This is a genomic window from Marinobacter sp. SBS5 (assembly GCF_048285575.1).
In the GTDB taxonomy this organism is placed as follows: domain Bacteria; phylum Pseudomonadota; class Gammaproteobacteria; order Pseudomonadales; family Oleiphilaceae; genus Marinobacter.
Window position 1 is genome coordinate 188949 of sequence record NZ_JBLWAZ010000003.1, and the last position, 26851, is coordinate 215799.

The window sequence follows — 26851 nt, forward strand, 5'->3', positions numbered from 1 at the left end:
CTTGACCATGGCTTTATATCCGCCGAATCAGCAGTTTGACCAGACTCTTCCAGCCACGCATGTACGATAGGTCGTATTTCAATCCAGTGCAGATGTCTGCTAACGGCTCTGATATGGATTTCTCCGCACTAGCAATGGCCATTCCTCGTCCAATATACATGTCCGCCCACGCACGCGAAGCTAATCGCTCAGAGACTCTACTTGGGTTTGCTTTGATGAACTTTCTCAGAATACGAAACGCATTGTCGTACCGACCCCTGTAATTCATAGACATCTGCCCCGGCCATATTCGGTATATGTAGGTTACCTCCGGGCAGTAGGTAAACTCCCAATCAACCGAGTATCTCAACCATAAGTCCCAATCAATGCCCATCGGCAACTCTTCGTCGAATCCTCCATTTTGCTCTAGACACTTAAGGCGTATTACCGAGGTTCCAAAAGGTATGAAGTTCGAGATAACCAATGCATCCGTCACGCTCCCGCTGTAACGGGTGTAGGGAGCCTCTTTCTCGATCGGTGTTGTGTTCTGATCGATGTATGAAACCTCACTGTAGACGACCCCAACCCTTGGGTTCTCGAACTTCGGCATCTGAACCTCAAGCTTGTTGTTAATCCATAGATCGTCCGCGTCACAAAAAGCGATGAATTCGCCACGCGCTTCTTTGAGTCCTCGATTCTTAGCTTTGGGTTGGCCGCGATTTTCGGTCCGGATATAACGAACACGCTCGTCGTGTTCGAACATTGCCATTCGATCTTCGGTTTCATCTTCGGAGCCATCATCTATGACAACCACTTCAAGGTTGTTCCAGGTTTGGTCGAGCACCGAAGCCACCGCAGCCGGCAAGTATTGCGCTGTGTTGTAGGTGGCGATGACTACAGAAACCAATGCCTGATCGTTCATTGGGGAATCCTGCAGATTGAGAATCGGTATTTACCGGAGGCCTCTTGGGGAATCTCTTTTACATCGTTGATGCTTAGGTCCACGCTTTCCCCAAAAAGTTCTCGCATGGCCTTCAACAAATCGTTATCTGTCTCGTCGGTGTAATCAGAGCCCTTAACGCGATTAATCGTCACCTCGTTTAGCTGCTCTTGTATCAACTGCATTTGCTCAATTCCGGGGACTTTGGTCAGCGTTCGCTCAACGAGCGAGATGCCGGCTACCTGGCCGCCGCCCGGCAGCCGCAAAAAGTCTGCAACTCGCCCTTCAAGTTTCTCTAGCAGGGGGAACCCTCGTCCGCATTCGCAAATTCGATCGCTGCAAACACCGACATCCTCAACACGGTAACGAATGAGCGGCATAGCAAAATTGTTAAGGTCCGTTACCACGATTTTGCCCGGTTCGCCGGGCGCAACAGGGTTATCGTTTGTATCGAGGAATTCCACGTATACGTGCGGAACATTGATATGCATGCCGTTGTGCTGTTCACACTCGCAGGCGATTAATCCAACCTCTTCACAGCCGTAACGGTTCGTTACTTCGCAATCAAACGCTTGCTGGATCGTTGCCCGTTCGTGCTCCAACAGCATCATCGATGTCGCAACAATACCCTGAGGCCGCAAATCGGTGATCCCTTCCAAAAGCACGTATTTTGCGAATACGTAGATCGAGTGCGCATGACCAAACACCGCCCCTGGTTTTTCTTTTCGCCACCGATCAACGAACGAACTCATGGAACAATCATTCAAGTCCATGGTGTCTAGGTAAATGGTTCGATCGAGAAGGTTATGTCTTAGCTTCTGTTTAACGCTTCCGGGTACCGGCGGATTCCCCCAAACAGATGCCCTTTTCATGCCGAGATCCCATCCTGACCAGCGGTCTGCCATCAACTGGGCGGCATTTCTTTTTTCCTGGCACGCTTCATCGAAAAACAAGCTCAGTGATACACCGGTCGACCCTCCGGTCTTAGAACGGACCAATGTACGTTTATCATGGCTGTCGCTGATAAAACGGTCACCACCGTTACGGATATCCTGCTTGGTCGTCACGGGAATCCGCTCAAGGTCACGGAAAGTTTTTATATCGTCCGCTTTAAGGTCATGTTGTTTGAAGAGTTCTCGGTAATGTGGGCTGTGCTTCTCCGCATGTAACAACAAAGCCTTTAATCGACTTAATTGCAGGGTTTCCAAAGCCTCCTTCGACCACCATTGCTGCTTTTCCAGCTGTCGCCATTCCAGTAGCCGCTGGCTGCCATCCTTTAGATCCCAGGCGGGGTAAAAGATGTACTTCGACAGTAAACTCATCATCCTTGGAAAACCTTTGGTTGAACCACTTCATACAGAGCTATGTGCTGGTTCAGCAGGGCGTCAATGCTGTATTTTTCAGCCACCTTCTCCGCCCCTTTGTCGCCCATAGTCACCCGTAGGGCCGGTTGTTCGATGAGATTTTTGAGCTTTTCAGCTAGCCCATCGATGTCGCCCACGTCTACCAGGTATCCAGTCTCTCCATCGATCACAATTTCCGGGTTACCGCCAGTACGCGTGCAAACCACCGGTTTGCCACACCGCATGTATTCGATGATGGCGTTTGAGAAACCTTCGGTTTCTGAACATAAGACCGCTATATCGAACTCGGCAATAAAAGCTTCGGGCTCAGGCTGCGAACCCATGAATCGAATGGATTCCCGAACGCCCACCTCCTCAGCCAACTGTTCATAGGGTGCGGAATCCCCTCCACCTATAATATTGACACTAGACCGCACACCTACCTTTCTCAACTCAGCCACAGCCTTTATTAAATCTTCTATGCGTTTAATCGGCCGAAGGTTGGCGACGATCCCGATAACCACTGGCTTGCCTTCTGCGCTTTCACGCATCGACTTTAGCGCGGCAGGCGGTACTGGCGGATAGCCGTTGTAAATGACTTTTATTTTTTGAGCGGGAATTTTTTCTGAGGAGCGTGTGATAGAACCAACAGCTTTACTGTTGCAGATAACGGCGCTCACAAAGCGGCCCGTTAGTGGCAATGCCCGTAAATATTTGTTGTTGTACCAAAACCCCATATCACGCCGAGAAATGATGGTTTTCAAGCCGGCCATGCGCATGGTTGGTGGGCATAGTACGGAGGCATCGTTAAAAAAAACGTGCACAAGGTGAACGCCTTGTCGCTTTAGTTGCCGACCATACTGATAGGTTTTGAGCCAACTTTGGGGGCTCGATATTGAGCCGATTTCCAGCTCTTCGATCGCCACTGGAAATTCGCCGGCGCGGCTATACTCTGTTCCCCTTAGCACTGCAAAGCGAATATCCCAGCCTCGTTCCCGCAGACCGGTTACTAACTTGAGAACCTGACTTTCAGTACCTGCATAAGGGTTGTTGTACTGATCCATAATGATGCTGAGTTTCATGCCAGCGCCTTCTGGTAAACAGATGTGTAACGATCCGCCATCGCTTCGCTCGAGTAACTTTCTTGCACACGCTGAAGAGACCATATCTTTGCCGCCTCTGATGCGTCTGTTTGCGACAAAGCAGCCTGGAGCCCTTCATACAATCCCGTGTCGCTCTCGGGCGTAATAACGACTCCACCATAAGCAACCTCTCCCTGCCTACCCAGCACCTGCGCGATTTCACCAACATCCGACGCCACGATAGAAACCCCCGCAGCCATGGCTTCAAGTAACGTAATAGGGAGACCTTCTGTTCGTGAGGGCATGCAAAGCACATCCGCCTTCGCCATCATTGCAGGTACTTCACCGCAATAGCCTGGCAACAATACACTGGCTTCCACACCAGACTCTTTCGCCAGTCGCTCCAGCTCAGGCCGCAATTTACCCTCACCGATAATGATTAGCCCGGCATTCGCGTATCGATTCCGCAGTTTAGTGAATGTCGAAATTAAACGGTCAAACCCCTTTTCAGGGGATAACCGCCCTACACCGAGTAAAACAGGAGAATGAGTGTTAAAAAACTCGGAGAAGGTGTCGCTGATAGGTAGTTTTGCCTTTGCGCGAACGGCCTCTATGTCCAGGCCATTGGGAATAACAGTGACTTTTTCTGATCTGGCTATGGCCTGCGGTATCTGCTCTTTCATGGCATCAGATACCAGCACAACCGCTCTCATTTGGCTCAGGCCCACACGATCCAAGCTTTCATATAGCCAGGACTTGGTGAACGTTGGGGCTTTAACATAGCCGTGCAGAGTGGTGACCAATGGGATTGAGCGAATCGATTCCGGCCATAGCCCCATGAGAACATTGAACTTATAGCCATGTGAGTGCAGCACCTCAAAGCCGCTGCTCTTCGCCCAGTGAAGAATCTCTCTCGACCCCGTGAGGTTGAAGCCAGGCTTCATTCTCCAAGGCGTGACGGGTAAGCCAAGACGCTTAGCTTCTGCTTCGATAGGCTTCTCGGGCTGACCAAGCTCTCCAGCACTGAGTATCATCGGCACCAATCCCTGTTTAAGCTGTTCGGCAACGAGCGTCAGAAGCATTTTTTCAGCACCGTAAAGGCCACCACTATCAATCAAGTGCAATACTTTGATTGACATAAAGCTCACCCCTTCCTTGGGTTCCAGACCACTTTCTTTTCCCCCTTCAAAAACGCCACACACGCCTGGAAGGAAGCAAGGTTAAGCAACACAAAGTAATGCGGAATCGAATAGATGGCCGAAAGTGATTTTCCACCTGATTCTTTTTTGTGGCCGCACCAAGCAAGAATTAAGAAGCCTGCGTACCCAAGAGCTGCCAGTGCATAGACACCATTGAAGGGCGCAAGATAAAGCGCTGCATACGCCAGCGTCACCATAGGTACGAAGGCGCAGTACCTTAACAATTTGTGCGAGATCATCTGCCAGGCAAAAAGAGCGTGCTTCAAAGGGTTCATCAGGTGCTTCATGTCTCTAAGTGCCCACAGCGCTCGCAGGCTTACCCGCACACGCATACTGAATTCGCTATTGCCGTCACTGAGGGCTTCTTCCTTTAGCAGTGCCCCCGGCTCGTAAACCACCCTGTAGCCCTGCTCAACGACTTTCAATGGTTGCACAAAGTCTGGAAGCTGATCCGCTCGGAGGGGCTGAAACAGCGCTGTTCGGATGGCATCAATACCACCGTCTACGCCCACCACCGAACCAATTTCTGTTTCCTGAAACCGAAGCCAATTTTCATACTTCATGTACGCGCTGCAGCCATCGCCTACTAAAGAGCCATCGCTGTTCACATACACCATTTTCCCGGTTACATACCCAACTTCGGGATCGTTAAAGTTGCTCACCAGCAAAGAAAGAGCCTTGCTATCCCACTGAGAGTTTGCGTCTGAAAACGCCAAAATTTCTCCCGTTGCATGCTCCTTGAGCATATTCAGACCGGCGGTTTTGCCTTGGCGCGGTACTTGGCGGAATAGGCAAACGTTGCAGTCTGCCTGTTTGGCAATCATCTCGACCAACTCGTCAGTTCCGTCTTCGGATTCATCCGAAACCACAAGGATTTCCAGCTTTTCTTTCGGGTAATCCAATTGAAGCTTGTTTTTTAGTGTGGCCTCTATGTCGCTAGCTTCGTTATACGCCGCAATCAAAATAGAGACTTTTGGTTGGTAGTCGCCGGTCTTTTTGATGGGTCTGGGGTTTAAAATGGCACCGACTTTTACCGCCAACGGATAGCCAAAATAGATGTAAAACAGTAATAAAAGAGAAGCCCAAAACACGAACTGCATCATGCCAAGCCACCTGAAACTTGCAGGCTAGCAGGCTGCGTTGCGTTGGCATCAAGCACCCCCTGGCCACGGAGTACTTCGCTCATGGTCGTAAAGGAAAAATGGTCCACGAGTTTAGAAAGGCGGCTCTCGCACACTTCGAGGTTGTTATAGTGGCGGAATCTGGAGAACCATTTCACGTCCAATCTTGGCTGGTTTGGGTCTACTTCCCATGGATGCAGATAAAACACAAAGGGTTTACCCTGCCGGTTAATGGAGCCTAGCCCCCTTCGACTGAACCAGTAGGGGAACAGCCGAAAATACCCGCCTCCAGCAATTGGCAAAGTGTAGCCGGGGAACTTGAGTGTACTTAATGGAAACTCTGCCAGTTCATAGCCTTTGTCGGTGGTCAGGCGGTGCGGCCATCTTGGCGTGCCGGGCATGCCGTACCGGTCGTGATGAACGGGAAAGATTGATGAGTCCCAGGTGAACCCCTGTTCCGCCAGAATATCCAGAGCCCACCGAGATTGATTCGTAATGGAGTAGCTTGCTGCCCTATAGCCGGATACAGGTACCCCGAGGATGTCTTCCAGGATGCCTTTGGAGCGAATGGTTTCTTCACGAAACACCTCAGGCGTCTGGTTGTAAATCAGTTGATGGCTGTACCCATGGCTGGCAACTTCATGGCCAGCGTCAGCAATTCGTTTCACCAGCTTCGGCGAGCGTTCAGCCACCCAACCCAGTGTAAAGAAGGTGGCTTTAACGCCCGCTTCGCTAAATAAACTAAGTATTCGGTCTGTGTTGGCTTCTACGCGGTACTCCATGCTGGGCCAGTCTTCGTACTTAACGGCCTCAGCCAACGCAGCCACCTGGAAATAATCTTCCACATCGATCGTCAGTGCATTTTGAATTCGCTGCGTCATAGCATTATTCCCAGTCACATCCTGTGCGGGTTAACGGAATCGATATTTCACGCCCAAAAGCACCCAGTTCTCATCATACTCACTGCTTGCCACATCACTCTTTTTGCGTTCGTGGCCGAGCTTGGAATGAAGGCTCAATTGCCTAGAGGCCTGATACTCTGCACCTAACTCAACCCGCGACTTCCGTTCATCCACATCATCGCTGGCATAGGTTATGTAGTCGTAACCTAGCCCTAGGTATGCATTGGTGCGTTTTGCTATCGGGCGGACGTATCGCAGGTTCGCTCCGGCGCCTTCTTCTCGCTCAGCTGAGTCTAGATAGTCAGACTGATTTCCGTATAAGTCGACGTGCAACGTTGAACTGTTCGAGAACCGTTTGTTGAAGCCCGTTGATATTGCGCTGGTTTCCACGGAGATGGAATTCTGAAGGTTGAACTGAAAATCCCCATAGCGGAAATCAAAATCCGATGTCTTGTCCGTGAGCTCTCGAGCCGCCTTTAGGTACCAGTCTGAACTTGGAGTCAGTGCTCTTGAAATGGTCAGCTCACCCACCCAGCCATCGCTCTTTTGCGTGGTAGCACCAAAGCGGGTTTCGATTTCACTGACACCCACGGCACCAGATAAATCCATGGTTGCCCACCGCTTGCTGAAGGTCACCCGCCCGGTTTTTACATCGACTTCCGCGCCTGTGTCATATTCGGTTCGACTGAAGGTGCCGCTTAGGCCTCCGTTCAAGGTTTGGCTGAAAGCGTGGTTCCAAGCCGCCGTTCCCGTATATCGTTCGGTATCGTTGTTATCCGGTTCTGAAAACTCGGTTTGCTCGTATCGGGTGGTCAATGTCAGCCAATTGGTGTCGTTAATCCGCCAGTTATAACGAGGTCCAGTGCTGAACACATTTTTGCGGGTACGATTGTCCTGGGTGTCACCTGCACGGCTGCTCTGAGTAACCTCCCGCAAGGTGTTGGCTACATCCCAATAAAGTTGATTGGCCAGCCGGCAATCGCCGGTGAAAGCCATTTCGCCATACATTTCATCATCGAAGGTGCTGTCGAGCCAGTATGAATAGCCGACGGTGCCGCCAAAGTTGGCATTACATTTACCGGGATCACTGATGTAGTCCGCCTTTAGATATGCTCGGGTCTCAACATCGCTTGTTTCATTGCTACTGACCTTGCCGGCGTTATCCGTATATCTCGAATCAATGCCGCCGCTCAGTACCGTTTGGCTCGCCGCGTTTGATGCTGCACAGATTATGGCGATAGCGCACATCAATTTTTTTGTGCCGCGGAGCATCCCTACTCCTTTTTGACTATCCATTGATGACGGCCCCCACAAATTTATCTGGGTTAAAAGCCATGGCGGCCTTCTCAACCGCTGACGCTGTGATCTTCCCGTGCGGGACTACCAACATACCGTAGTCACACAGCTCCGTGAGAATACGTGCATCCGGGGATTCAGAGATGGGCGCCGTATCCAACACAATAAAACGGTCTGGATAACGTCGGCGTATGGCTTGCAGGAACTGTTTCATTCGAAAGGAAGTGAAGAATTCAGCGGGTGTTTCACGGCGACTACCCGCGGGGATTAACCGAAGCCTAGGTATGCCCGTCGGGTAAAGAATGCGACTGATGTCAAAGTTGGGGTCGTCGAGGAAGTCGGTCAACCCGGTCTCGGGTAAAACGTCTAAAGAGCTATGAATAGATGGTTCTCGCAAGTTGCAATCGATAACCAACGCTGTTTTTGCCTGGTCAAAGGCAAAGGCTGCAGCCAAATTGAGTGCCACGAACGAAGACCCTGCCCCCGGGGAGGCTCCGCTGACAACCATGGTAAAATTGTTGCCCCCGGATAACTCCAGCAACTTGGTTCGCAAGTCACGAAAACGGTTAACAAGAACTCGATTCGAAGACTCCGGGTAGATGATTCTCCGCTCATCTAGATCGTCAGGGGTGAGCTTCCTCGGCTCCTGCATTTTGGTGATCTGCTTACTGATCAAATACCGGTCTACGGCACCAGACCCCAGCTCTAAAGAGCTGGGCACCAAAAGCTTCGAATCCTCTTCTCCGGATGACTCAACTTCCTTTTCTAAACGCTCTTTTCGCCGCTGAAAATACGGGTGCCGCTCTACATGATCGGGTTGGTTGCTGCGATGTTCGCGGTCGGAACTTTCTAGCCCCGCCCGGTCAACTCTGGTGCTTTCGCTCTTCCAATCCGCCATCACAGAACTCCCATGTATGCAGCCGCTACAATGGCGCCATACACAGCCACGATCAGCACAGCACATAACCCAATGACAACCGTTACCCTTCGATCACGTCGCTTTTCAAAAGGCGTTCTAACGGCGGGAATGTCAATCAGTACCGGTAAGCCAATCTCTTCCTCAAGCTGTTCTCTGACCCGCACTCGAGGATCAATCTGTAATAAACCAGCGATGGCGCCAAACGGGATAAACGCGCCCGCCAGCAAACCAGCAGCTGCAAATGCTGAAAACCGGGGCCCTGACGGCTGGTTCGGGTATTGGGCTGCTTCATTAATTCGATAACTGAGCCCTTGGCCTTCAACGTCCAGGTGCATAGATACCCGGGCTTTTTCGCGGCGTTTCAGGAGGTCATCGTATATTTCGCGATTTACCTGCAAGTCTCGTGTTAAGTCAGAATACTGGGCCTTGTTTTCCTGAATTCTCTCCATGCGCAAATTCTGCTTGGCGATGAGTTGTTCAAGAGAGGAGATTCTGATGTCTATCGTGGCCACATCCGCTCTGGCTTTGGTGATGTCAGCCGTAATCTCTTGGTACAGCGGGTTAAAGGTTTGCTCCCCCTGGTCACCTGCATTCGCACTTTGGCCACCAGCTAAATGAGCCGAACGCTGTTTTTTGAGCTCGGCAATTTGTTCACGCAGAATAACAATGTCTGGATACGTGTCGTGGTATTGCAAGCGGAGCGTATCCAGCCGTTCTTCGAGCACACTGATTCGCTGACGGTATACATCCTCAGTTTTTCCCTGCCGGATGGTCTGCCGGACACCACCACGTTGTTGCTGCAGCGAGTCCACCCTCGCATTGAGTTCTTCCCGTTGGAGCCGAGCCAACTCCAGCTGGTTTCTGAGTTGGGCCAATCGGGAATTTGCCTCACCCTCAGTTCCATCCGTGTTTTCAGACAAAAACTCTTTAAGCTGTTGCTCAACTTCTGCCAATTGGTGCTCGTAGCTTTTCACTTGCTTATCAATAAAGTCGTAAGCTCCACGGCTTTCCCTGCGCTTTCGGTCATTAGACTCTTCAATAAACAACTGCCCCAGCCTTTGGGCTACCCGAAACGCTTCAAGTTGGGATTCGGCCGTGTACCCAATACTGAAATAACTATCGCCTCTCGGCCGCACAAAAAGATTACCGCGAATTCGTCCTATACGTTGCTCGACCGAAGGCTCCTCCATTGACGAGTCTGGATAAACAGAGGAGTCACGTGCCAAACGTTCAATGACAGTCCTGGTCAGAAGAAGCTCTCTAGCGGCAGAAATACGGTCATTTAGTTTTGTTGTAACCGCTCGGCCTTCCATCAGCGGGCGAATAATATTGCTGTCATCGACAAAGATAACGACCGAAGCCTGATACTTGTACGGAAACACAAACCCCACACCTAATACCGTGAAGCTGACCACCAAGAAGGCGAGCAACACCAGCCATTTACGTTCTCGAACCTCGCGAACAATTTCGCGAGGCATGTGCGATAGGGGTAAAGCCATAATTACACCAGGCCGGGTTGGGGTTTAATAAACAAGGTCTGTTAGAAATTGCGCTCAGGTATTGTCAAAATATCCCCTGGCCGCATCAGGTAGTTGGTATCAATACGGCCCTTGCTCAAAATGTCATCTAATTGGACCGGTATAGCGACGACCTCGTCGCCAACCTTCCGGTACAACATCGAATCGTTCAGGTCAGCAAACTGATTAGCTCCTCCGGCATTGAGGAACATATCAAGCACCGTCATGCCACTACGGTGCGGTATCGACACGGGCTGGCGCACAGCCCCGGTAACACGAACTCGATCAGTGAACTCATGACTTCCCATCGAGGTAACCACGATGCTGACCTGCGGTTCGCGGATATACTCTGACAGCGCTACCCGTATAGCCTGTGCCAGCTGTTCAGGTGTTTCGCCACTTGCCTGCACGTCACCAACCAACGGTACGGATATCTTGCCGTCAGGCCGAACCGGGACAGAGATACTGATATCTTCATTACGCCACACGGATACCCGGACTACATCCGTGGCACCTAGCACGTACTGATCAACGCTATCGCGCGAATCCATCGCCAAAGCGCGTTGCACCATTTCCGGTGAAGACGGGGTATTGGAAGCACAGCCGGTCAACAAGAGAGCGGCCATAAACGAAAGAACTGATGCAGAGACAAGGGACTTCAGAGACATTGTTTTTTCTCTCTTTTGTTGATGCTGAGTTCCGTGTTCCGGGGCCATTAACCCCGAAGCTACCTTGAGCCTTTCTTGAACAAAACCACCTCAACTGTCTGAAGCACAATCAGAAGGTCGAGAAGTAGACTCTGATTCTTTATGTAGTATAGGTCATACCGGAGTTTTTCCCGGGTATCCTCTTCATTATCTGCATAGGCAAAACATAATTGTGCCCAGCCGGTCAGGCCTGGCTTAACCCGATGCCGCTCAGCATAGAAAGGAATCTTGCTGGTTAACCGCTCCACAAAAATCGGGCGCTCAGGCCGTGGCCCAACAAAAGCCATGCTTCCATTCAAAACGTTGAATATCTGCGGCAGCTCATCAATCCGCACTCGACGAATGAAATCACCCACTTTCGTAACCCGTGAATCGTTTTGCTTCGCCCATACCGCCCCATTCTTTTCGGCATCCGTCACCATTGACCGAAACTTATAAACGCGAAATACCCGGTTATTCACGCCAACCCTTTCCTGACTGTAAACTACCGGGGCTGAGAAGCCGTCTTCAATTTTGATTGCCAGCGCGGTCAGCAACATGATGGGGAAAGTAAAAACCAGAAGCACCGCCGCAGTAATAATATCGAGAGCCCGCTTACCCATTCCGTACACGGCTGAAAACGTGTAGCCATCGGAAAACACGAGCCAACCTCGTGTAAGCATCTCAAGAGCCACTTTTCGGGATTCACGTTCGTAGAAATTGATACCGTCAATAATGCTGACACCCGCCATCTTGCATTCCAGAAGGTCATCCATTGGCAAGCCTCCGCGACGATCATCAACGGCTATAACAATTTCACGCACAGGGTGTCGAATCACATACTCATACAAGGAACCAGGCAGGTTTATTAGATGTTCTTCGCTAACTTCCACATTCTCATCAGGCATTGGAATAAAGCCATCAAGCGTGAATCCCTTGCGATTGAAAGGCGTCGTAAGGTCTTGCAGTAATCGCTTTGCTCGCCGCCCCGCACCAAGTACCACGACACGTCGTTTGAACCGCTCTTTGCCCAATACCCCAAAGAAAAGAACCCGGGCTATCCCAAGGCAAAACACCGATAGGACGGTTGCCGAGGACAGCAGATCAAAGCTGCCCAGATACCAGAGCCAGTCACTAGCCACGAAATAGGCAAATCCGTGAACAGGGATGGCCAGCATTAAAGCCATAATAGTCCGGAGCATCATTCCAGACATGCCCTCTTCAACGCTTGCTTGATAGACGCCTAAAGCCATCATGACTGTTAAATTAATGAACGAAAAAACCACGAGCGAAGGGAAAACAATAGCGAAATGTTCACTGAAGAATGCTGTGTCTCCGAAGAACCGAAAAAACACAGCTAACGAGCAAGAAGCAGCTAAAACAACCAGGTCAATTAAACCCAGAAGTATAAAAGGCAGGTGGAAGTAGTGTTTAAACAACCTGACGTGGGCCACGCCGACTCCTTGTTATGTTCACAATAAAATCAAACCGCATCCCATGCGATTTACTACCAGTTGTGAACATTCAGTTTAGTACACAATCCCGTTACCGCAATAACAATGTGAAGCACTAGTTAACAAAAACTTACAAAGCCCGCCAGGCGCCCATTTCGCGCTTAGCGGGCTTCGGAATTTAGACCTTGCTCTTTCTGCTTCGAACCAAAACCAGACCAACCAAACCTAACCCCATCAATGCCAAGGTGCCTGGCTCCGGGACAGTTCCGATCGTTACGTTGTCGAGACCGTAACCATCATTAGAGTTATTTGCATAGATACTGAGATCCCCTAATCCACCGTCGTCATACAAAGAAATATAGAAGACTTTGCCGTTTCCCAACGATGAACCAAAGATGTCGGCGAACGAGAAATTCACTCCCCCAACAGAGAACCGGCCACCCGCATCGTTAGGGTCCGTCATATAAAAACCCATTGCGGTGTACCCGCCAGACGGAGAAATGGTCATCTTCTGCGCATCCATGCTGTCAAGCCAGTTGTCAGGAGAGATATCAAACCGACCGGAATAGGGTGAGCTTGTAGAATCGAGAACCGCCAAACCAGCGCTACAAGAATACGGACTGGTGTCACACGCACCGCCTGTACCCGCCGTATCCATAGTGAACGACCCGACACCGGCCAGCGAAGTAACCGTTGGGGATTGCGCCCCCACCGTATAGCCGCTGTCGAATGTCTCTGTGATATACCCCGAATTCAAATTGCCGAGAAAAGCGGCTTCCGCTGCCTGCGCTGCACTAAAACCTTCGGAACTGATGTTGATGACTGGCGCTGCAGCTGCGGTGCCAACACCCCCGGCAAACATTAATGTCGCTACTACCGTTGCCATGCTTTTCATTGCTAACGCTCCATGATTGTTTTAATCAATTAGAACGAAGCAGAATCTGTGCCACAAAAAAAAACAGAATTAAAACAACACTTTAAAAAACATCGTATTTCAGAGCGTAAAGAAAGCTGACAACAGAACCCCGAGTCATCTCACATCACCCCAAACAACCCGACAAACTCATGCACCGGCATAACCTCCAGCCGCCCAATATCCTCGCAACTGGCCATAATCGCCTCGCATTTCCGGGGTACAAAACAGGTCTTCAAGCTGTTTTGAAACTTCTCCACTAACAACGGCATCCCCTCTTCCCGTCTACGCCGGTGGCCAATCGGGTATTCCACCGCCACCTTGTCTGTGCTGCTGCCATCGGTGAAAAACACCTGAATGGCGTTGGCGATGGAGCGCTTGTCTGGCTCAAGGTATTCCCGGGTATAACGTTCGTCTTCGACAACGTTCATTTTGTCGCGGAGTCGGTCGATCTCGGGATGAGCTTGGTGAAAGCTGTCTTCGTAGTGTTCTGCGGTCAGGTTGCCGAAAATCAGTGGCACCGCAGTCATGTATTGCAAACAGTGATCCCGGTCGGCCGGATTGGCCAATTCACCTTGCTTGGAGATGATCCGTATAGCGGATTCGTGGGTGGTCAGTTCGATGCGGTCAATTTCATCGAGCCGGTCTTTGACTTCCGGGTGGAGCTTTACGGCAGCTTCGGCCGCAGTTTGGGCATGGAACTCCGCCGGGAATGAGATTTTGAACAGGACGTTCTCCATCACGTAAGAGCCAAAGGGCTGCGGTAGTGAGAACTTACGGAACGAATCCGCTTTCAGGGCTTGGTCGCGGTTGGTCTTGGTGAACAGTACATCGTAAAATCCCCATTGATTTGCGGTCAGGACTCCGGGCACACCCATCTCACCCCGCATGGCGATGTCCGCCAGGCGAACGCCTCGTGAAGCGGCATCCCCTGCGGCCCAGGATTTTCGGGAACCGGCATTTGGAGCGTGGCGGTAGGTCCGCAAGGATTGCCCATCGACCCATGCATGGGACAACGCCGAAAGCATCTGCTCCCGATCCGCCCCCATCAATTTTGCACTAACCGCGGTGGAGGCCACTTTCACCAGCACCACATGATCCAGCCCGACTCGGTTGAAAGAGTTCTCCAGAGCCAATAAGCCTTGGATCTCATGGGCCATAATCATGGCTTCCAACACGGCTTTCATGGCCAAGGGAGCCTGCCCGTTGGCTACTCGTTTTTGAGACAGGTGATCGGCAACAGCCAAAATGGCGCCGAGGTTATCCGAAGGGTGACCCCACTCGGCCGCCAGCCAAGTGTCGTTGTAATCCAACCAGCGGACGATGCAGCCGATATCCCAAGCCGCTTTGACTGGGTCTAGCCGATACGGCGTGCCGGGCACCCGGGCTCCATGGGGAACCACAGTGCCCTCCACAAAGGGGCCAAGGTGTTTGGTGCATTCCGGAAATTTTAAGGCGAGAAGGCCGCAGCCGAGGGTGTCCATCAAACAGTAACGGGCAGTTTCCCATGCCTCGTCACTGTCGACTTGGTAATCGAGGACGTAGTCCGCGATTTCCTGTAACACCTCGTCGTAATCAGGACGTTTGTTCTGGTCTACGTTGGCTCCCATGGCAAAATCCTCCCATTTCCGGAATCGTCAGGGTATGCCTCAGCTTAGTTCATAAACTGTCCTGCGGCACCCTCACCCAGCCTTCCATAATAATCCGCGCACTGCGGCTCATGATGGCTTTAGTGGCAGTCCATTGACCATTCACTTCCTTGGCTTCCGCACCCACACGCAATGTGCCGGACGGGTGGCCAAAGGTCACTTCGGTACGGTCGCCGCCGCCAGCCGCTTGATTCACCAAAGTTCCGGGAATCGCAGACGCCGTTGCTATGGCAACCGCCGCAGTGCCCATCATGGCGTGGTGCAGCTTGCCCATGGACATGGCCCGCACCAGCAAATCAACTTCACAGGCGTTGATTTGCTTGCCACTGGACGATACGTAATCCACCGGCTTAGCGACGAAGGCCACTTTCGGGGTGTGCTGACGATTAGCGGCTTCAGCGATGTCGTTGATCAGGCCCATTTTCACCGCACCATGGGCGCGAATGGTTTCGAATATGGCCAGCGCTTTCGGATCGCTGTTGATGTCGCCCTGAAGCTCGCTGCCGTTGTAACCAATGTCTTCCGCGTTCACGAAGATGGTGGGGATGCCAGCGTTGATCATGGTCGCTTTGAGCGTGCCTACGCCCGGGACTTCCAGATCGTCTACCAGATTACCCGTTGGGAACATGGAGCCTTCGCCATCGGCTGGGTCCATGAACTCGATCTTCACTTCGGCTGCGGGGAATGTCACGCCATCCAGCTCAAAGTCGCCGGTTTCCTGCACTTCACCGTCGGTGATGGGCACGTGGGCAACGATGGTCTTCTTGATGTTGGCTTGCCAGATGCGAACGGTGCACACGCCGTTTTCGGGGATGCGCTCTTGGGCGACAAAGCCACCGTTAATAGCAAAGGCACCGACAGCCGCCGTCAGGTTGCCGCAGTTACCGCTCCAGTCGACAAACGGCTTGTCGATGGAGACCTGACCAAACAGGTAATCCACGTCGTGATCTGGTTGAGTCGGTGCCGCGAGAATCACGGTTTTGCTGGTACTGGACGTGGCGTTACCCAAACCGTCGATTTGTTTCTCGTAGGGATCAGGGCTGCCAATCACTCGAAGCAACAACTTGTCGCGGGCTTCGCCGGGTACCTGGCAGGCTTCTGGCAGGTCTTGCAGACGGAAGAACGCGCCTTTACTGGTACCGCCACGCATGTAGGTCGCAGGTACTTTAATTTGTGGGGGGAAGCTCATGAAATGCCTCTCTTTGAAAGCATTTGGGGTGGTTCTGGAATGGTCCGAGGCCGTTGGTTGGGGTCTGACCCCGATGGGTCAGACCCCTTTGCCAGTCTGGCTTCGGAGTCAGATTTCGAAATCTACAATCTGATTACGCGGCGCCTTCGGCTTCCAGGAAGTCCTGGGCGAAGCGCTGGAGCACGCCACCCGCTGAATAGATGTTCAGCTCAGCGAAGGTGTCCAGACGACACTTCACAGGGACTTCTACGGACTCGCCGTTTTTACGGTTAATAACCAGCGTGAGCTCCGCACCCGGAGCAATTTCGCCTTTCACATCGAAGGTTTCGGTACCATCAATGTTGTAGGTGTGGCGCGTTTCGCCTTCGCGGAACTGCACCGGCAGTACGCCCATACCCACCAGGTTGGTACGGTGAATACGCTCGAAGCCTTCCGCCACAATCACTTCCACTCCCGCCAGACGAACGCCCTTGGCAGCCCAGTCACGGGAGGAACCCTGGCCGTAATCTGCACCGGCAACGATGATCAGTGGCTGCTTGCGCTCCATATAGGTTTCAATCGCTTCCCACATGCGAGTCACTTGGCCTTCCGGCTCGATGCGAGCCAGTGAGCCCTGCTTCACTTCGCCGTTTTCATCCCGAACCATTTCGTTCAGCAGTTTCGGGTTAGCAAAGGTTGCGCGCTGCGCGGTCAAGTGATCGCCACGGTGCGTGGCGTAGGAGTTGAAGTCTTCCTCCGGCACGCCCATTTTGTGCAGGTATTCACCAGCGGCCGAGTCCATCATGATGGCGTTAGACGGCGACAAGTGATCTGTGGTGATGTTATCACCCAGCACCGCCAGCGGGCGCATGCCAGTCATGGTGCGTTCTGCAGCCAGTGCACCTTCCCAGTATGGCGGGCGGCGAATATAAGTGGACATCGGGCGCCAATCGTACAGCGGGCTCTTGGCCTGCTCTACGGCATCCAGGTTGAACATCGGGATGTAGACTTCTTTGAACTGCTCCGGCTTCACGAACTCGCCGACGATGCGGTCGATTTCTTCATCGGAAGGCCACAGGTCTTTCAGAGTGACCGGGTTGCCGTCTTTGTCGTAACCCAATGCATCCTGCTCGATGTCGAAGCGCACGGTACCGGCAATAGCGTAGGCCACAACCAGCGGCGGTGACGCCAGGAAGGCTTGCTTGGCATACGGATGAATACGGCCGTCGAAGTTACGGTTACCGGACAGTACTGCAGTTGAGTACAGGTCGCGGTCGATGATTTCCTGCTGGATTTTCGGGTCCAGCGCGCCAGACATGCCGTTACAGGTGGTGCAGGCGTAGGCCACGATACCGAAGCCGAGTTTTTCCATTTCTGGCAATAGGCCGGCTTCTTCCAGATACAGGCGAGCCACTTTGGAGCCCGGTGCAAAGGAAGATTTAACCCAAGGCTTACGCACCAAGCCCAGCTCGTTGGCTTTTTTCGCCACTAAGCCAGCCGCCACCACGTTACGCGGGTTTGACGTGTTGGTGCACGACGTGATCGCAGCGATGATCACTGCGCCATCCGGCATCAAGCCTTTGCGCTCTTCTTCCAGCGCTGCTTCCAGGTTTACGGCAATGCCGCGTTCATGCAGGTCAGCGGTCGCCACGCGGCGATGCGGGTTGGACGGGCCGGCCACGTTACGAACCACGGTCGACAGATCAAATTCCAGAACACGTTCGTATTGGGCTTCTGCCATTTCGGTGGCCCACAGGCCGGTTTTTTTCGCGTACTTCTCAACCAGATCGACCTGTTCTGGCTCTCGGCCAGTAAGCTTCAGGTAATCGATGGTCTGCTCGTCGATGTAGAACATCGCCGCCGTAGCGCCGTATTCCGGAGTCATGTTGGAGATGGTAGCGCGGTCACCGATGGTCAGGCTGGAAGCGCCTTCACCGAAGAACTCAAGATACGCCCCCACTACCCTTTCCTTACGCAGGAATTCAGTAATGGCCAGAACAATGTCCGTCGCGGTGATGCCAGGCTGGCGTTTACCCGTGAGCTTCACGCCAACGATGTCAGGCAGGCGCATCATGGACGGCTGGCCCAGCATCACGGTTTCGGCTTCAAGACCACCAACACCCACAGCGATAACACCCAGTGCATCGATGTGCGGCGTGTGGCTGTCGGTACCAACACAGGTGTCCGGGAAGGCAATCGGATGGCCATCTTCATCGGCACGGTTCTGGATCACCGGAGACATTTTCTCCAGGTTGATCTGGTGCATGATGCCGTTACCGGCTGGAATCACATCCACATTGTGGAAGGCGGTGCGAGTCCAGTTGATAAAATGGAAACGGTCTTCGTTACGGCGCTCTTCAATGGCACGGTTTTTCTCGAACGCATCCGGGTCAAAGCCCGCTGCTTCTACCGCCAACGAGTGGTCGACGATCAGCTGGGTCGGTACCACCGGGTTTACTTTGGCGGGGTCTCCACCTTTTTCGGCGATGGCATCACGCAGGCCAGCCAAGTCCACCAAAGCGGTCTGGCCAAGGATGTCGTGGCACACCACACGCGCCGGATACCATGGGAAGTCCAGATCACGCTTACGCTCGATCAACTGCTTCAGGGAATCGGTGAGCGACTCAGCATCGCAACGACGAACCAGTTGTTCGGCCAGGATTTTAGACGTGTACGGCAGCTTGGCGTAGGCGCCGGGCTGGATATCTTCGATGGCCTGACGGGTGTCGTAGTACTTCAGGTCGGTACCCGGAAGCGGTTTTCTGTATTCGGTGTTCATGTCGTGTCCTCTAATTCGGAGATCGGCTCAGGCAAAATGGTTGAGGCCTGACCCTTAACTCCGCTTTTCAATCGGCAGCCATTCCTGGTTTTCCGGGCCGGTATAGTCCGCACTTGGGCGGATGATACGATTATTGGCACGCTGCTCTTTCACATGGGCCGTCCAGCCAGATACCCGCGACATCACGAAGATGGGGGTGAACAACTCGGTCGGGATGCCCATGAAGTGATAAGCCGAGGCGTGGAAGAAGTCCGCGTTGCAGAACAGCTTCTTCTCGCGCCACATGACTTCTTCACAACGAACCGAAACCGGGTACAGAACGGTATCGCCCACTTCTTTAGCCAGTTTCTCGGACCACTGCTTGATGATGCCGTTACGTGGATCAGACTCGGTATAGATCGCATGGCCGAAGCCCATGATCTTTTCTTTGCGCTCAAGCATACCCATCAGGCCGGCTTCGGCTTCGTCCGGGGTTTTGAAACGCTGAATCAATTCCATCGCGGCTTCGTTAGCACCACCGTGTAGCGGTCCACGCAGTGAGCCGATGGCACCGGTCACACAACTGTGAATGTCAGACAGCGTTGAGGCACACACGCGAGCAGTGAAGGTAGAGGCATTGAACTCGTGCTCTGCGTACAGGATCAGGGACACGTTCATCACACGCTCATGCAGTTCGCTCGGCTTCTTGCCGTGCAGCAGCTCGAGGAACAGACCACCAATGGAGTCAGATTCGCTGTTCGCGGTATCGATACGTACGCCTTCGTGGGCGAAGCGGTACCAATAAGTGATGATCGCCGGGAACGCCGCCAGCATGCGGTCGATTTTGTCATCCTGCTCACTGAAATCATTTTCAGTTTCCAGGTTACCCAACATGGAACAACCGGTACGCATCACGTCCATCGGGTGGGCGGTGCTCGGAATCTGTTCCAGAACCGTTTTCAGGGCATCCGGCAGTGTGCGCAGGCTCTTGAGCTTGGCTTTGTAGGCATCCAGTTCTTGCTGGTTCGGCAGCTTTCCGCGCAGCAGCAGGTAAGCCACTTCTTCAAACTGGGCGTTTTCCGCCAAATCCGTTACATCGTAACCACGATACGTGAGGCCAGCACCGGTTTTACCCACAGTACACAGCGCTGTTTCACCAGCTACCTGGCCACGCAGGCCTGCTCCGCCTAGTTTCTTTGCTTCAGCCATGTTGGTCTCCCTCAATGTTCAGTTGTTAGAGTTTTACGGGTTAGTCTTTCTTCTGAGAAAACAGCTCGTCCAGCTTCTGCTCGAAATCGTGATAGTTCAGGAAGTCGTAGAGTTCCATGCGGGTTTGCATCAGGTCTACTACGTCTTTCTGATCACCTTTATCCAGAATGTTCTGGTACACCGTCAGCGCCGCTTTGTTCATCGCGCGGAACGCACTCAGCGGGTACAAAACCATCGCCGCGCCGGCTTCTGCCAGCTCGGCTTTGTTGTATAGAGGTGTAGCACCAAATTCGGTGATGTTCGCCAGAATCGGCGCATCAATGGCTTCAGCGAAAGCCTTATAGTCCGACAGTTCGTGTACCGCTTCCGCGAAAATGCCATCAGCTCCGGCTTCAATGCAGGCTTTCGCACGGTCAATGGCGGCTTCCAGACCTTCTTTCTGGAAGGCATCGGTACGGGCCATGATAAAGAAATCTTTGTCCTCACGGGCATCGGCCGCAGCTCGGATACGATCCACCATTTCTTCTTTGGAAACAATTTCTTTGTTCGGACGGTGACCACAGCGCTTCTGGGCAACCTGATCTTCGATGTGAACCGCGGCTGCGCCTGCACGTTCCATTTCACGAATGGTGCGGGCGATGTTAAACGCGCCGCCCCAGCCAGTGTCGATGTCGACCAAAAGCGGCACGTCGGTGGCTGCAGTAATGCGGCGCACATCTTCCACGACATCGTTCATGCTGGTCATGCCCAGGTCCGGCAGACCGTAAGAAGCGTTGGCAACACCACCACCTGACAGGTAAATTGCCTGATGCCCTACTCGCTCTGCCATCATGGCCGCGTAGGCGTTGATCGTGCCGACAATTTGCAGCGGTTGGTTTTCTTTCAGAGCCTTGCGGAAACGAGCACCAGCGGAAAGCTTAGCCATAACAATTACCTCTTAATCAGATGGTTAACACGCCTTCTTGAATCTTTTTCTCAATATTTTGGCGTGCGGCGTTGATGTGTCTTTTCATAAGAAATTCGGCGAGTTCACCATCACGCTGGGCAATGGCTTCGACGATACTGCGGTGTTCGCCGAGCGCCATATGGGGGCGCCCGGCGGATGTGCTTAACCGGTAACGGTACATTCGTACCATGTAATAGAGATCGCCCAGGAGCATCTGAGCCAGCTTGGTGTTTCGACTACCGGTGGCAATACGGTGATGAAAATCGTAATCGCCCTCAGCCTGATAATAGGCTTGACCACGAGCTTCTTCGATCATGGTTTCATGGCTGTCGAGCGTAGCCCGCAGGTCACGAATTTCTTCATCGGTCATTCGCTCAGCCGCTTGCCGGGCAGCCAGCCCTTCCATCACCTCACGAATTCGGTACAGTTCTATCAATTCTTCTGCACTGACAGAAACCACCTTGACGCCAGCATGAGGGCGGCGCACCAGCAGGCCACGGGACTCCAGCCGGCCCAGAGCCTCCCTGAGGGGGCCTCTGGTCAGATTAAATCGAGAGCAGAGCTCGACCTCGCCAATTTTCTCTCCCGGTGCCAAGTCACCTTTTACGATTGCCGTTTGCAAACAATCGAACGCTTCATCAGCACGGGTTTGGTTTTGCAACTGAACTTCAGCCATGTTTTGTTAACAATCCAAGGTTTGATGAATCGAAAACTACGCTTCAACTAACGGATTGTCAACAATATGACTTACGGCCAAAGTATAATTGTTAGCAGTGAACTAGCCGACAGCCGCCCGTCCCTTCGCTATACCCACGAAACCCTCCATTTAGAGCAATAACTTCGCTACACTTAGCGCACTTTGTGGGAAGGCTCCCAACAAGCACGAATCGAATGAAGGATGAACAATATGATCAAGAAGTGTCTCTTCCCCGTTGCCGGCTATGGCACACGCTTCCTCCCGGCCACCAAGGCCATGCCCAAGGAAATCCTGCCGGTGGTCAACAAGCCACTGGTTCAGTACGGTGTAGAGGAAGCCGCAGACGCAGGCATACACGAGTTTGGTTTCGTGACGGGTCGCGGCAAGCGCGCTATCGAAGACCACTTCGACATCAGTTATGAGCTGGAACACCAGATCGCCGGGTCAGGTAAAGAAGGCCTGTTGACTTCCATCCGCGACCTGATCGACAACAACACTTTCGCATTTACTCGCCAAAGTGAAATGAAAGGTCTCGGTCACGCCATTCTGACTGGCCGCAATCTGGTCGGCGACAACCCGTTTGCAGTGGTGCTGGCCGATGACTTCTGCGTAGGCCCAGAGGATGACGACGGCGTATTGAGCCAGATGGTTAAACTGTACAACCAGTTCCGCTGCTCTATCGTCGCTATTGAAGAAGTGCCTATCGATGAAACCCATAAGTACGGTGTGATTGCCGGTGAATCGATGAAAGACGGCCTGTACCGCATCACCGACATGGTTGAGAAGCCGGCACCTGAGAACGCGCCAAGCAACCTCGCCATCATTGGCCGCTATATTTTAACCCCGGATATCTTCGACATTCTGGAGCGCACTCCTCCAGGGAAAAACGGCGAAGTACAAATCACCGACGCCTTGCTGGAACAAGCCAAGAACGGCTGCGTGCTGGCGTATCAATTCAAAGGCAAGCGTTTCGACTGCGGAAGCATTGATGGCTTTGTTGAAGCCACCAACTACGTGTACGAAAACATCTACAAGAAAGGCAAGTAAGGGCTTAACCCCCTAACAACTGCAATACCATGCGCCGGTTGTCCGTTGACGCTTTGCGGAACCGGCGCAGAATTTCCATTTCCTCATCTGACAACCGCACTCGCTCTATTTCCTGCTCCAACTCTTTAAGAGCCTCTGCCAGACCGTCACCATTGCTGACCACCAAGCCAGGTAGCTCCAGTTGATCGGCGTCGCTGTCCTCGTTCATGTCCAGCATTTGCTCAAGCGGCGTTTCTGTTTTAACGCACAAATCCAACAGTTCGGCTATGCCAGGGTAGCTGCGTTGCTTTGGCTCAAGCGCTTCCCAGCGCTGCACCACCGTTTCTTCTACGCCACACATAGCAGCAATATCCGAACAAGAAAGCTGCCCCGCTTCGCGAAGATAACGTAAACGACGATGAAACGACTGCAGGTACCGCATCCTGTTGCCCCTGACCTGTTAGCCGCGGCCTTTTCAGAGCCACGGTGTGTTGTGCGTGATGGTGAACATTATGCGGAAATGTATCGTATATGTCGCTTTAAGCACAATGTGTTACTGCGGGTATTGCACTTCATCGGAAGTGTGATCATAGGTGCCTGGATCGCTCTTGCCCATTCTGAGAACCAACTCACACTTCGTTCAACCCAACGGGAATTCAGCAAAGCTTTCTGCCGTTTTCGACAAATCGTCGCCTATGGTTGTTTATTGACCAACAAACCCATTTGAAAACAAAAAGAGAAAACATACATGCGCCGCAAGACGATGCTCGCCGCAGCCACTGCAGTATTGGTCTGTGGTGGCGCTGGAGCTATTTGGTTACTGGCTGATACCCCACGCAAGATGGAGACAGTTGACGCTACCTCAGTGCGCGCAGCCACCCAAGCTCCACACATGCCAAACAACAACCACAATCAAGCCCCAGTAACCAAGCGGACTTTGCCGGCAGAACCCAACGACAACGCCATTGCCTTTATGTTGGCAAGCGTTGCTGACGAATACACCCAAACCACCCGCCACCCCGATTACTCGATCCCCCTGACTCGGGCTCAGGCAGAAGGGTATCAGGGTAACCGCTACCATCCGGTCGCCTTACCACTGGAAGGCGATGGCCAGTTCAGCGTTACACTCGACAAATTCCGCTTCACCCGTGGCGATCCGATTCTGGTGGTAGCGTCCCTCACCGGTCGGCAGGTGGTTGGTAACAACCTCTCGGCCACGCTCGAAACCGCTGCCGATCGCGATACCGCGGACACAACCACGTTAAAGCCCACCGGGTCAGCCGGCTATTTCGATGGCAATCTCAGTTCTGACCACGAGCCGGGCGAATACCGACTGATTGTGGAGGCCAGCGTTGATGGTCGCCCGGTTCGTCATGCATCGCCCCTAACCATCGAACCTGATCTTGGAGACTTCGAAGGGCTGGGCTCCGCGTCTATTGACGGCAACGACTTGGTCATCCCCGTGCACTTCAATGCGGAAACGTCCGGCTACTACTCCCTTTCCGCCCAGCTGTATGACAACCAAGAACCGATTGCACTTCTGCAGGCGGAGACCGCCCTTGGCACCAGCCGGAACACTATCGATCTTCGAGCCCATGGCAGCGTACTAGCCAACAGGGATATAGCCGGCGCACTGCAAGTCAGATACCTGCAAATCCGCCAACTGCCTGCCCGGCCTGGCGATCGAACTCACTACGCCTTCGGCCCAGACAAAGGCTACGAATTTTCACCGCCAGATCTCGACAAGCTTCGCGATGAGCCTGCGGTGAACCCCGAATCAGAACACAGGGCCATGCTGCTCCAGCAGTTGGCCGATAAGTTCTGATAGCAAAACAATAAAATCGAAAGAACGGAGTGACACATGGGAATAAACAAGAAGCAACGCCTGAAACCATCTGCCTTATCCTTAGTTCTAGCCGGCACGTTATTCAGTGTTGGTGCCAACGCTCAACTCGCAGGCCACAACGTAATTCTGGTGCATGGCTTTATGATGGATGATTTGTCCAACCCGCCTACCAGCTTCAACGATGTTCAACAAGCCGGTGCCGACAACTGGAGAGCGTACTGGTTAAACCGGTCTGAAGCTCGCATAGACTGGCCGAGCAACGCGCGGATTGAGGGGCAAATTTCCCAAACCGCGTACCAACAGGTGCGCCAAATCAGCCAGCAAGGCCTATGCAATGATTACTGCATAGTAGTTACCCACTCAACCGGCGATTTGGTCACTCGTCACCTACTGGAGAACCAAGCTCGCTGGCTTCAGGCCGATGGCCTTCAGCCTCTGAGAATACTGGCCGTACTCGATATGGCTGGCGCCGGGGGCGGCACCGAGTTGGCTGATCTCGCTGTGAGCATTGCTTACAACGACAGTTGGTATAACTGGCCGGTCAAGCAGGCTGTAAAAGCTTTCACCGGCATCGACCCAAAACCGGACAATCTTGGCGTGGTAAACGACTTACAAACCAACGTAGCCCGCAATCTGGCGATTAACCCGATGTCGATTCCGCGCCTACGCTTTGTCGGTGGCGGGTCTTCTTACGGGGGCATCACCAAGCCCTTCATTGAGGGAAAGGATGACGGCGTTGTACCCACCCACTCTGCCTGCGGTGCCACGAACGCAAACGGTATCGACTCCTGTTCGGGGACGTTGAGCATGACTGGGAAGGTATCCAGCCAGAACGGGCCTGCAGGTCTCTGGCACAACCACTACCCTGTGTTGATGAGCGAAGGCGCCAACCACAGCGACGTGATCAACAATCAGACTGGCAACATCTCCGTACCGGTGGTGAATGGTACGGTCCTGAATGGCCTGCAGGTAAACTTTGCCAGCCGCACCTACAACAAACGGGCATGGTGGCAATTCTGGGGTTCCGGTGACCAATATGTGGAAGTACCGGGGTCCGACCAAACCAGTATGTCCAACCTGCTGTACACCACCTTGAACAACTAAGGAACCCACCCCCGGCTCATGGACGAGCCAATCCCCTCGGTTTTCGCTGCTTTCTTTTTTAGCGACCTAACGATAAATTGGGCAACCTTTTTATCTATGCAGGCCTCGTTTAATCATGTCTGACGCTCACAAATCCGACCTACTGCTGGTTGTCGTCACTCTTCTTGCGGCGGTCGGCTGGATGTTCTCGAAAGAAGCGGTGCTGATGATGCCGCCCCTCCTGTTTATGGCTATCCGGTTTTTGATTGCCGGCGGCGTGCTGATCCTGGTAGCCCTGCCTTCACTACGCCGCCTGAGCACAGACCAGATCGGGCGCAGCATTGGCGTAGGAGCCGTGTTCGGGATTGCCATGACCTGCTGGATCATGGGGCTTTTCCACGGCGACAGCATGGGCGAAGGTGCCTTTCTGACCAGTTTGGGGGTCGTCATTGTGCCGATACTGGCACGACTGGTGTTTAGCGAAGCACAGCCCATGAGTACATGGTTAGCGATACCCATTGCAGTATCCGGGCTGGCCTTATTGTCATTGGAAAACGGCTTCCGGCCAGATCCGGGCCAACTCTATTTTGTGATGGCCGCGTTTATCTTCGCTCTCTATTTCACGCTAAACACCCGAACCGCCAATCAACGGACGGTGGTGAACAAACACGGTGAAACCATCGAGAAAAAGAAGGTGCCCGCCCTTCCGCTCACCGCCATGGCGCTTCTGACAGTGGGCTTAGTAACGCTTTCGGAATCCGCAATCAGTGAGCCCTGGGCACCTGCCTTCGCCAACCCCCAACCCATTCTATATGTGTGGGTGCTGGCCAGTGCCATCATCGCCACGGCAGGGCGCTTTCTGCTGCAGACCTACGCTCAGAGCCTGTCCGCACACAGTCACGGGGTGGTGATTCTGATACTGGAACCGGTATGGGTCGCGCTGTTTGCCGCGGTATGGTTTGGGGAGACCATGAGTTATCTCCAAATCGCCGGATGCGGACTTATATTCGCTGCTTTGTTGGTCAATCGCTGGAATGCCCTGAGCCGTGCCATCAAAGGCTTGTTGAAAGTGAAAAATACACCTCAAACTAGTTGACCAGTAACGGGATAATCAGTAT

At 52.9% G+C, this 26851-nt stretch carries 23 protein-coding genes; 4 read left to right on the forward strand and 19 right to left on the reverse strand.

Annotated features, from left to right (window positions below; genetic code table 11):
* Positions 1 to 13: 13 nt before the first annotated feature.
* The 18 genes from ACNQ6O_RS07925 to ACNQ6O_RS08010 form a co-directional block, all read right to left on the reverse strand.
* Positions 14 to 901, reverse strand: coding sequence for a glycosyltransferase family 2 protein (locus ACNQ6O_RS07925; RefSeq protein ID WP_418052700.1), 888 nt, complete (start codon positions 899 to 901; stop codon positions 14 to 16).
* Positions 898 to 2127 (reverse strand): phenylacetate--CoA ligase family protein, encoded by a 1230-nt coding sequence (locus ACNQ6O_RS07930; protein WP_418052701.1) that lies wholly within the window; start codon positions 2125 to 2127, stop codon positions 898 to 900. The genes ACNQ6O_RS07925 and ACNQ6O_RS07930 overlap by 4 nt, the downstream gene beginning before the upstream one ends.
* A 113-nt stretch (positions 2128 to 2240) precedes the next feature.
* Entirely contained in the window at positions 2241 to 3344 is a 1104-nt protein-coding gene (locus ACNQ6O_RS07935) for a glycosyltransferase family 4 protein (RefSeq protein WP_418052702.1), read from the reverse strand.
* Positions 3341 to 4483 (reverse strand): glycosyltransferase, encoded by a 1143-nt coding sequence (locus ACNQ6O_RS07940; protein ID WP_418052703.1) that lies wholly within the window; start codon positions 4481 to 4483, stop codon positions 3341 to 3343. The genes ACNQ6O_RS07935 and ACNQ6O_RS07940 overlap by 4 nt, the downstream gene beginning before the upstream one ends.
* A 5-nt stretch (positions 4484 to 4488) precedes the next feature.
* Positions 4489 to 5646, reverse strand: coding sequence for a glycosyltransferase family 2 protein (locus ACNQ6O_RS07945; RefSeq protein ID WP_418052704.1), 1158 nt, complete (start codon positions 5644 to 5646; stop codon positions 4489 to 4491).
* Positions 5643 to 6545: an XrtA system polysaccharide deacetylase gene (locus ACNQ6O_RS07950; RefSeq protein WP_418052705.1), complete on the reverse strand. Its 903-nt coding sequence runs from the start codon at positions 6543 to 6545 to the stop codon at positions 5643 to 5645. Before ACNQ6O_RS07950 ends, ACNQ6O_RS07945 begins: the two co-directional genes overlap by 4 nt.
* 30 nt (positions 6546 to 6575) lie before the next feature.
* Entirely contained in the window at positions 6576 to 7838 is a 1263-nt protein-coding gene (locus ACNQ6O_RS07955; RefSeq protein WP_418052706.1) for an outer membrane beta-barrel protein, read from the reverse strand.
* 16 nt (positions 7839 to 7854) lie between these two features.
* A complete protein-coding gene (locus tag ACNQ6O_RS07960) occupies positions 7855 to 8760 on the reverse strand; it encodes a polysaccharide biosynthesis protein (RefSeq protein ID WP_418052707.1) in 906 nt (301 codons plus the stop codon).
* A complete protein-coding gene (locus ACNQ6O_RS07965) occupies positions 8760 to 10280 on the reverse strand; it encodes an XrtA system polysaccharide chain length determinant (protein ID WP_418052708.1) in 1521 nt (506 codons plus the stop codon). Before ACNQ6O_RS07965 ends, ACNQ6O_RS07960 begins: the two co-directional genes overlap by 1 nt.
* Positions 10281 to 10321: 41 nt before the next feature.
* On the reverse strand, positions 10322 to 10966 hold the full coding sequence (locus ACNQ6O_RS07970) for an XrtA/PEP-CTERM system exopolysaccharide export protein (protein ID WP_418052709.1): 645 nt from the start codon (positions 10964 to 10966) through the stop codon (positions 10322 to 10324).
* A 59-nt stretch (positions 10967 to 11025) separates the two neighbouring features.
* Positions 11026 to 12423, reverse strand: a complete 1398-nt coding sequence (locus ACNQ6O_RS07975) for a TIGR03013 family XrtA/PEP-CTERM system glycosyltransferase (protein WP_418052710.1) — start codon at positions 12421 to 12423, stop codon at positions 11026 to 11028.
* Positions 12424 to 12616: 193 nt separating this feature from the next.
* Positions 12617 to 13333 carry a PEP-CTERM sorting domain-containing protein gene (locus tag ACNQ6O_RS07980; RefSeq protein ID WP_418052711.1) on the reverse strand — a complete coding sequence of 239 codons (717 nt, stop codon included), beginning with the start codon at positions 13331 to 13333 and terminating at the stop codon, positions 12617 to 12619.
* 140 nt (positions 13334 to 13473) lie between these two features.
* Entirely contained in the window at positions 13474 to 14961 is a 1488-nt protein-coding gene (prpD, locus tag ACNQ6O_RS07985; RefSeq protein ID WP_418052712.1) for a 2-methylcitrate dehydratase, read from the reverse strand.
* Between the two features lie 49 nt (positions 14962 to 15010).
* A complete protein-coding gene (prpF, locus tag ACNQ6O_RS07990; protein WP_418052713.1) occupies positions 15011 to 16189 on the reverse strand; it encodes a 2-methylaconitate cis-trans isomerase PrpF in 1179 nt (392 codons plus the stop codon).
* 133 nt (positions 16190 to 16322) lie between these two features.
* Positions 16323 to 18947 carry a Fe/S-dependent 2-methylisocitrate dehydratase AcnD gene (gene acnD, locus ACNQ6O_RS07995; protein WP_418052714.1) on the reverse strand — a complete coding sequence of 875 codons (2625 nt, stop codon included), beginning with the start codon at positions 18945 to 18947 and terminating at the stop codon, positions 16323 to 16325.
* Between the two features lie 54 nt (positions 18948 to 19001).
* Positions 19002 to 20135 (reverse strand): bifunctional 2-methylcitrate synthase/citrate synthase, encoded by a 1134-nt coding sequence (gene prpC, locus ACNQ6O_RS08000; RefSeq protein WP_418052715.1) that lies wholly within the window; start codon positions 20133 to 20135, stop codon positions 19002 to 19004.
* A 40-nt stretch (positions 20136 to 20175) separates the two neighbouring features.
* Positions 20176 to 21060 (reverse strand): methylisocitrate lyase, encoded by an 885-nt coding sequence (gene prpB / locus ACNQ6O_RS08005; RefSeq protein WP_418052716.1) that lies wholly within the window; start codon positions 21058 to 21060, stop codon positions 20176 to 20178.
* Positions 21061 to 21076: 16 nt separating this feature from the next.
* Positions 21077 to 21757 (reverse strand): GntR family transcriptional regulator, encoded by a 681-nt coding sequence (locus ACNQ6O_RS08010; RefSeq protein WP_418052717.1) that lies wholly within the window; start codon positions 21755 to 21757, stop codon positions 21077 to 21079.
* 231 nt (positions 21758 to 21988) lie between these two features.
* Between ACNQ6O_RS08010 and galU the strand changes: the two genes are divergently transcribed.
* Positions 21989 to 22825 carry a UTP--glucose-1-phosphate uridylyltransferase GalU gene (galU, locus tag ACNQ6O_RS08015; RefSeq protein WP_418052718.1) on the forward strand — a complete coding sequence of 279 codons (837 nt, stop codon included), beginning with the start codon at positions 21989 to 21991 and terminating at the stop codon, positions 22823 to 22825.
* A 4-nt stretch (positions 22826 to 22829) separates the two neighbouring features.
* On the opposite strand, the gene ACNQ6O_RS08020 is transcribed toward galU, so the two are convergent.
* Entirely contained in the window at positions 22830 to 23246 is a 417-nt protein-coding gene (locus ACNQ6O_RS08020) for an XRE family transcriptional regulator (RefSeq protein WP_418052719.1), read from the reverse strand.
* Positions 23247 to 23552: 306 nt separating this feature from the next.
* Between ACNQ6O_RS08020 and ACNQ6O_RS08025 the strand changes: the two genes are divergently transcribed.
* The 3 genes from ACNQ6O_RS08025 to ACNQ6O_RS08035 all read left to right on the forward strand — a co-directional run bounded on the left by ACNQ6O_RS08025 (position 23553) and on the right by ACNQ6O_RS08035 (position 26829).
* Positions 23553 to 24629 carry a hypothetical protein gene (locus tag ACNQ6O_RS08025; RefSeq protein WP_418052720.1) on the forward strand — a complete coding sequence of 359 codons (1077 nt, stop codon included), beginning with the start codon at positions 23553 to 23555 and terminating at the stop codon, positions 24627 to 24629.
* A 36-nt stretch (positions 24630 to 24665) separates the two neighbouring features.
* Positions 24666 to 25754, forward strand: a complete 1089-nt coding sequence (locus ACNQ6O_RS08030; protein WP_418052721.1) for a hypothetical protein — start codon at positions 24666 to 24668, stop codon at positions 25752 to 25754.
* Between the two features lie 115 nt (positions 25755 to 25869).
* Entirely contained in the window at positions 25870 to 26829 is a 960-nt protein-coding gene (locus ACNQ6O_RS08035; RefSeq protein WP_418052722.1) for a DMT family transporter, read from the forward strand.
* Positions 26830 to 26851: the final 22 nt, after the last annotated feature.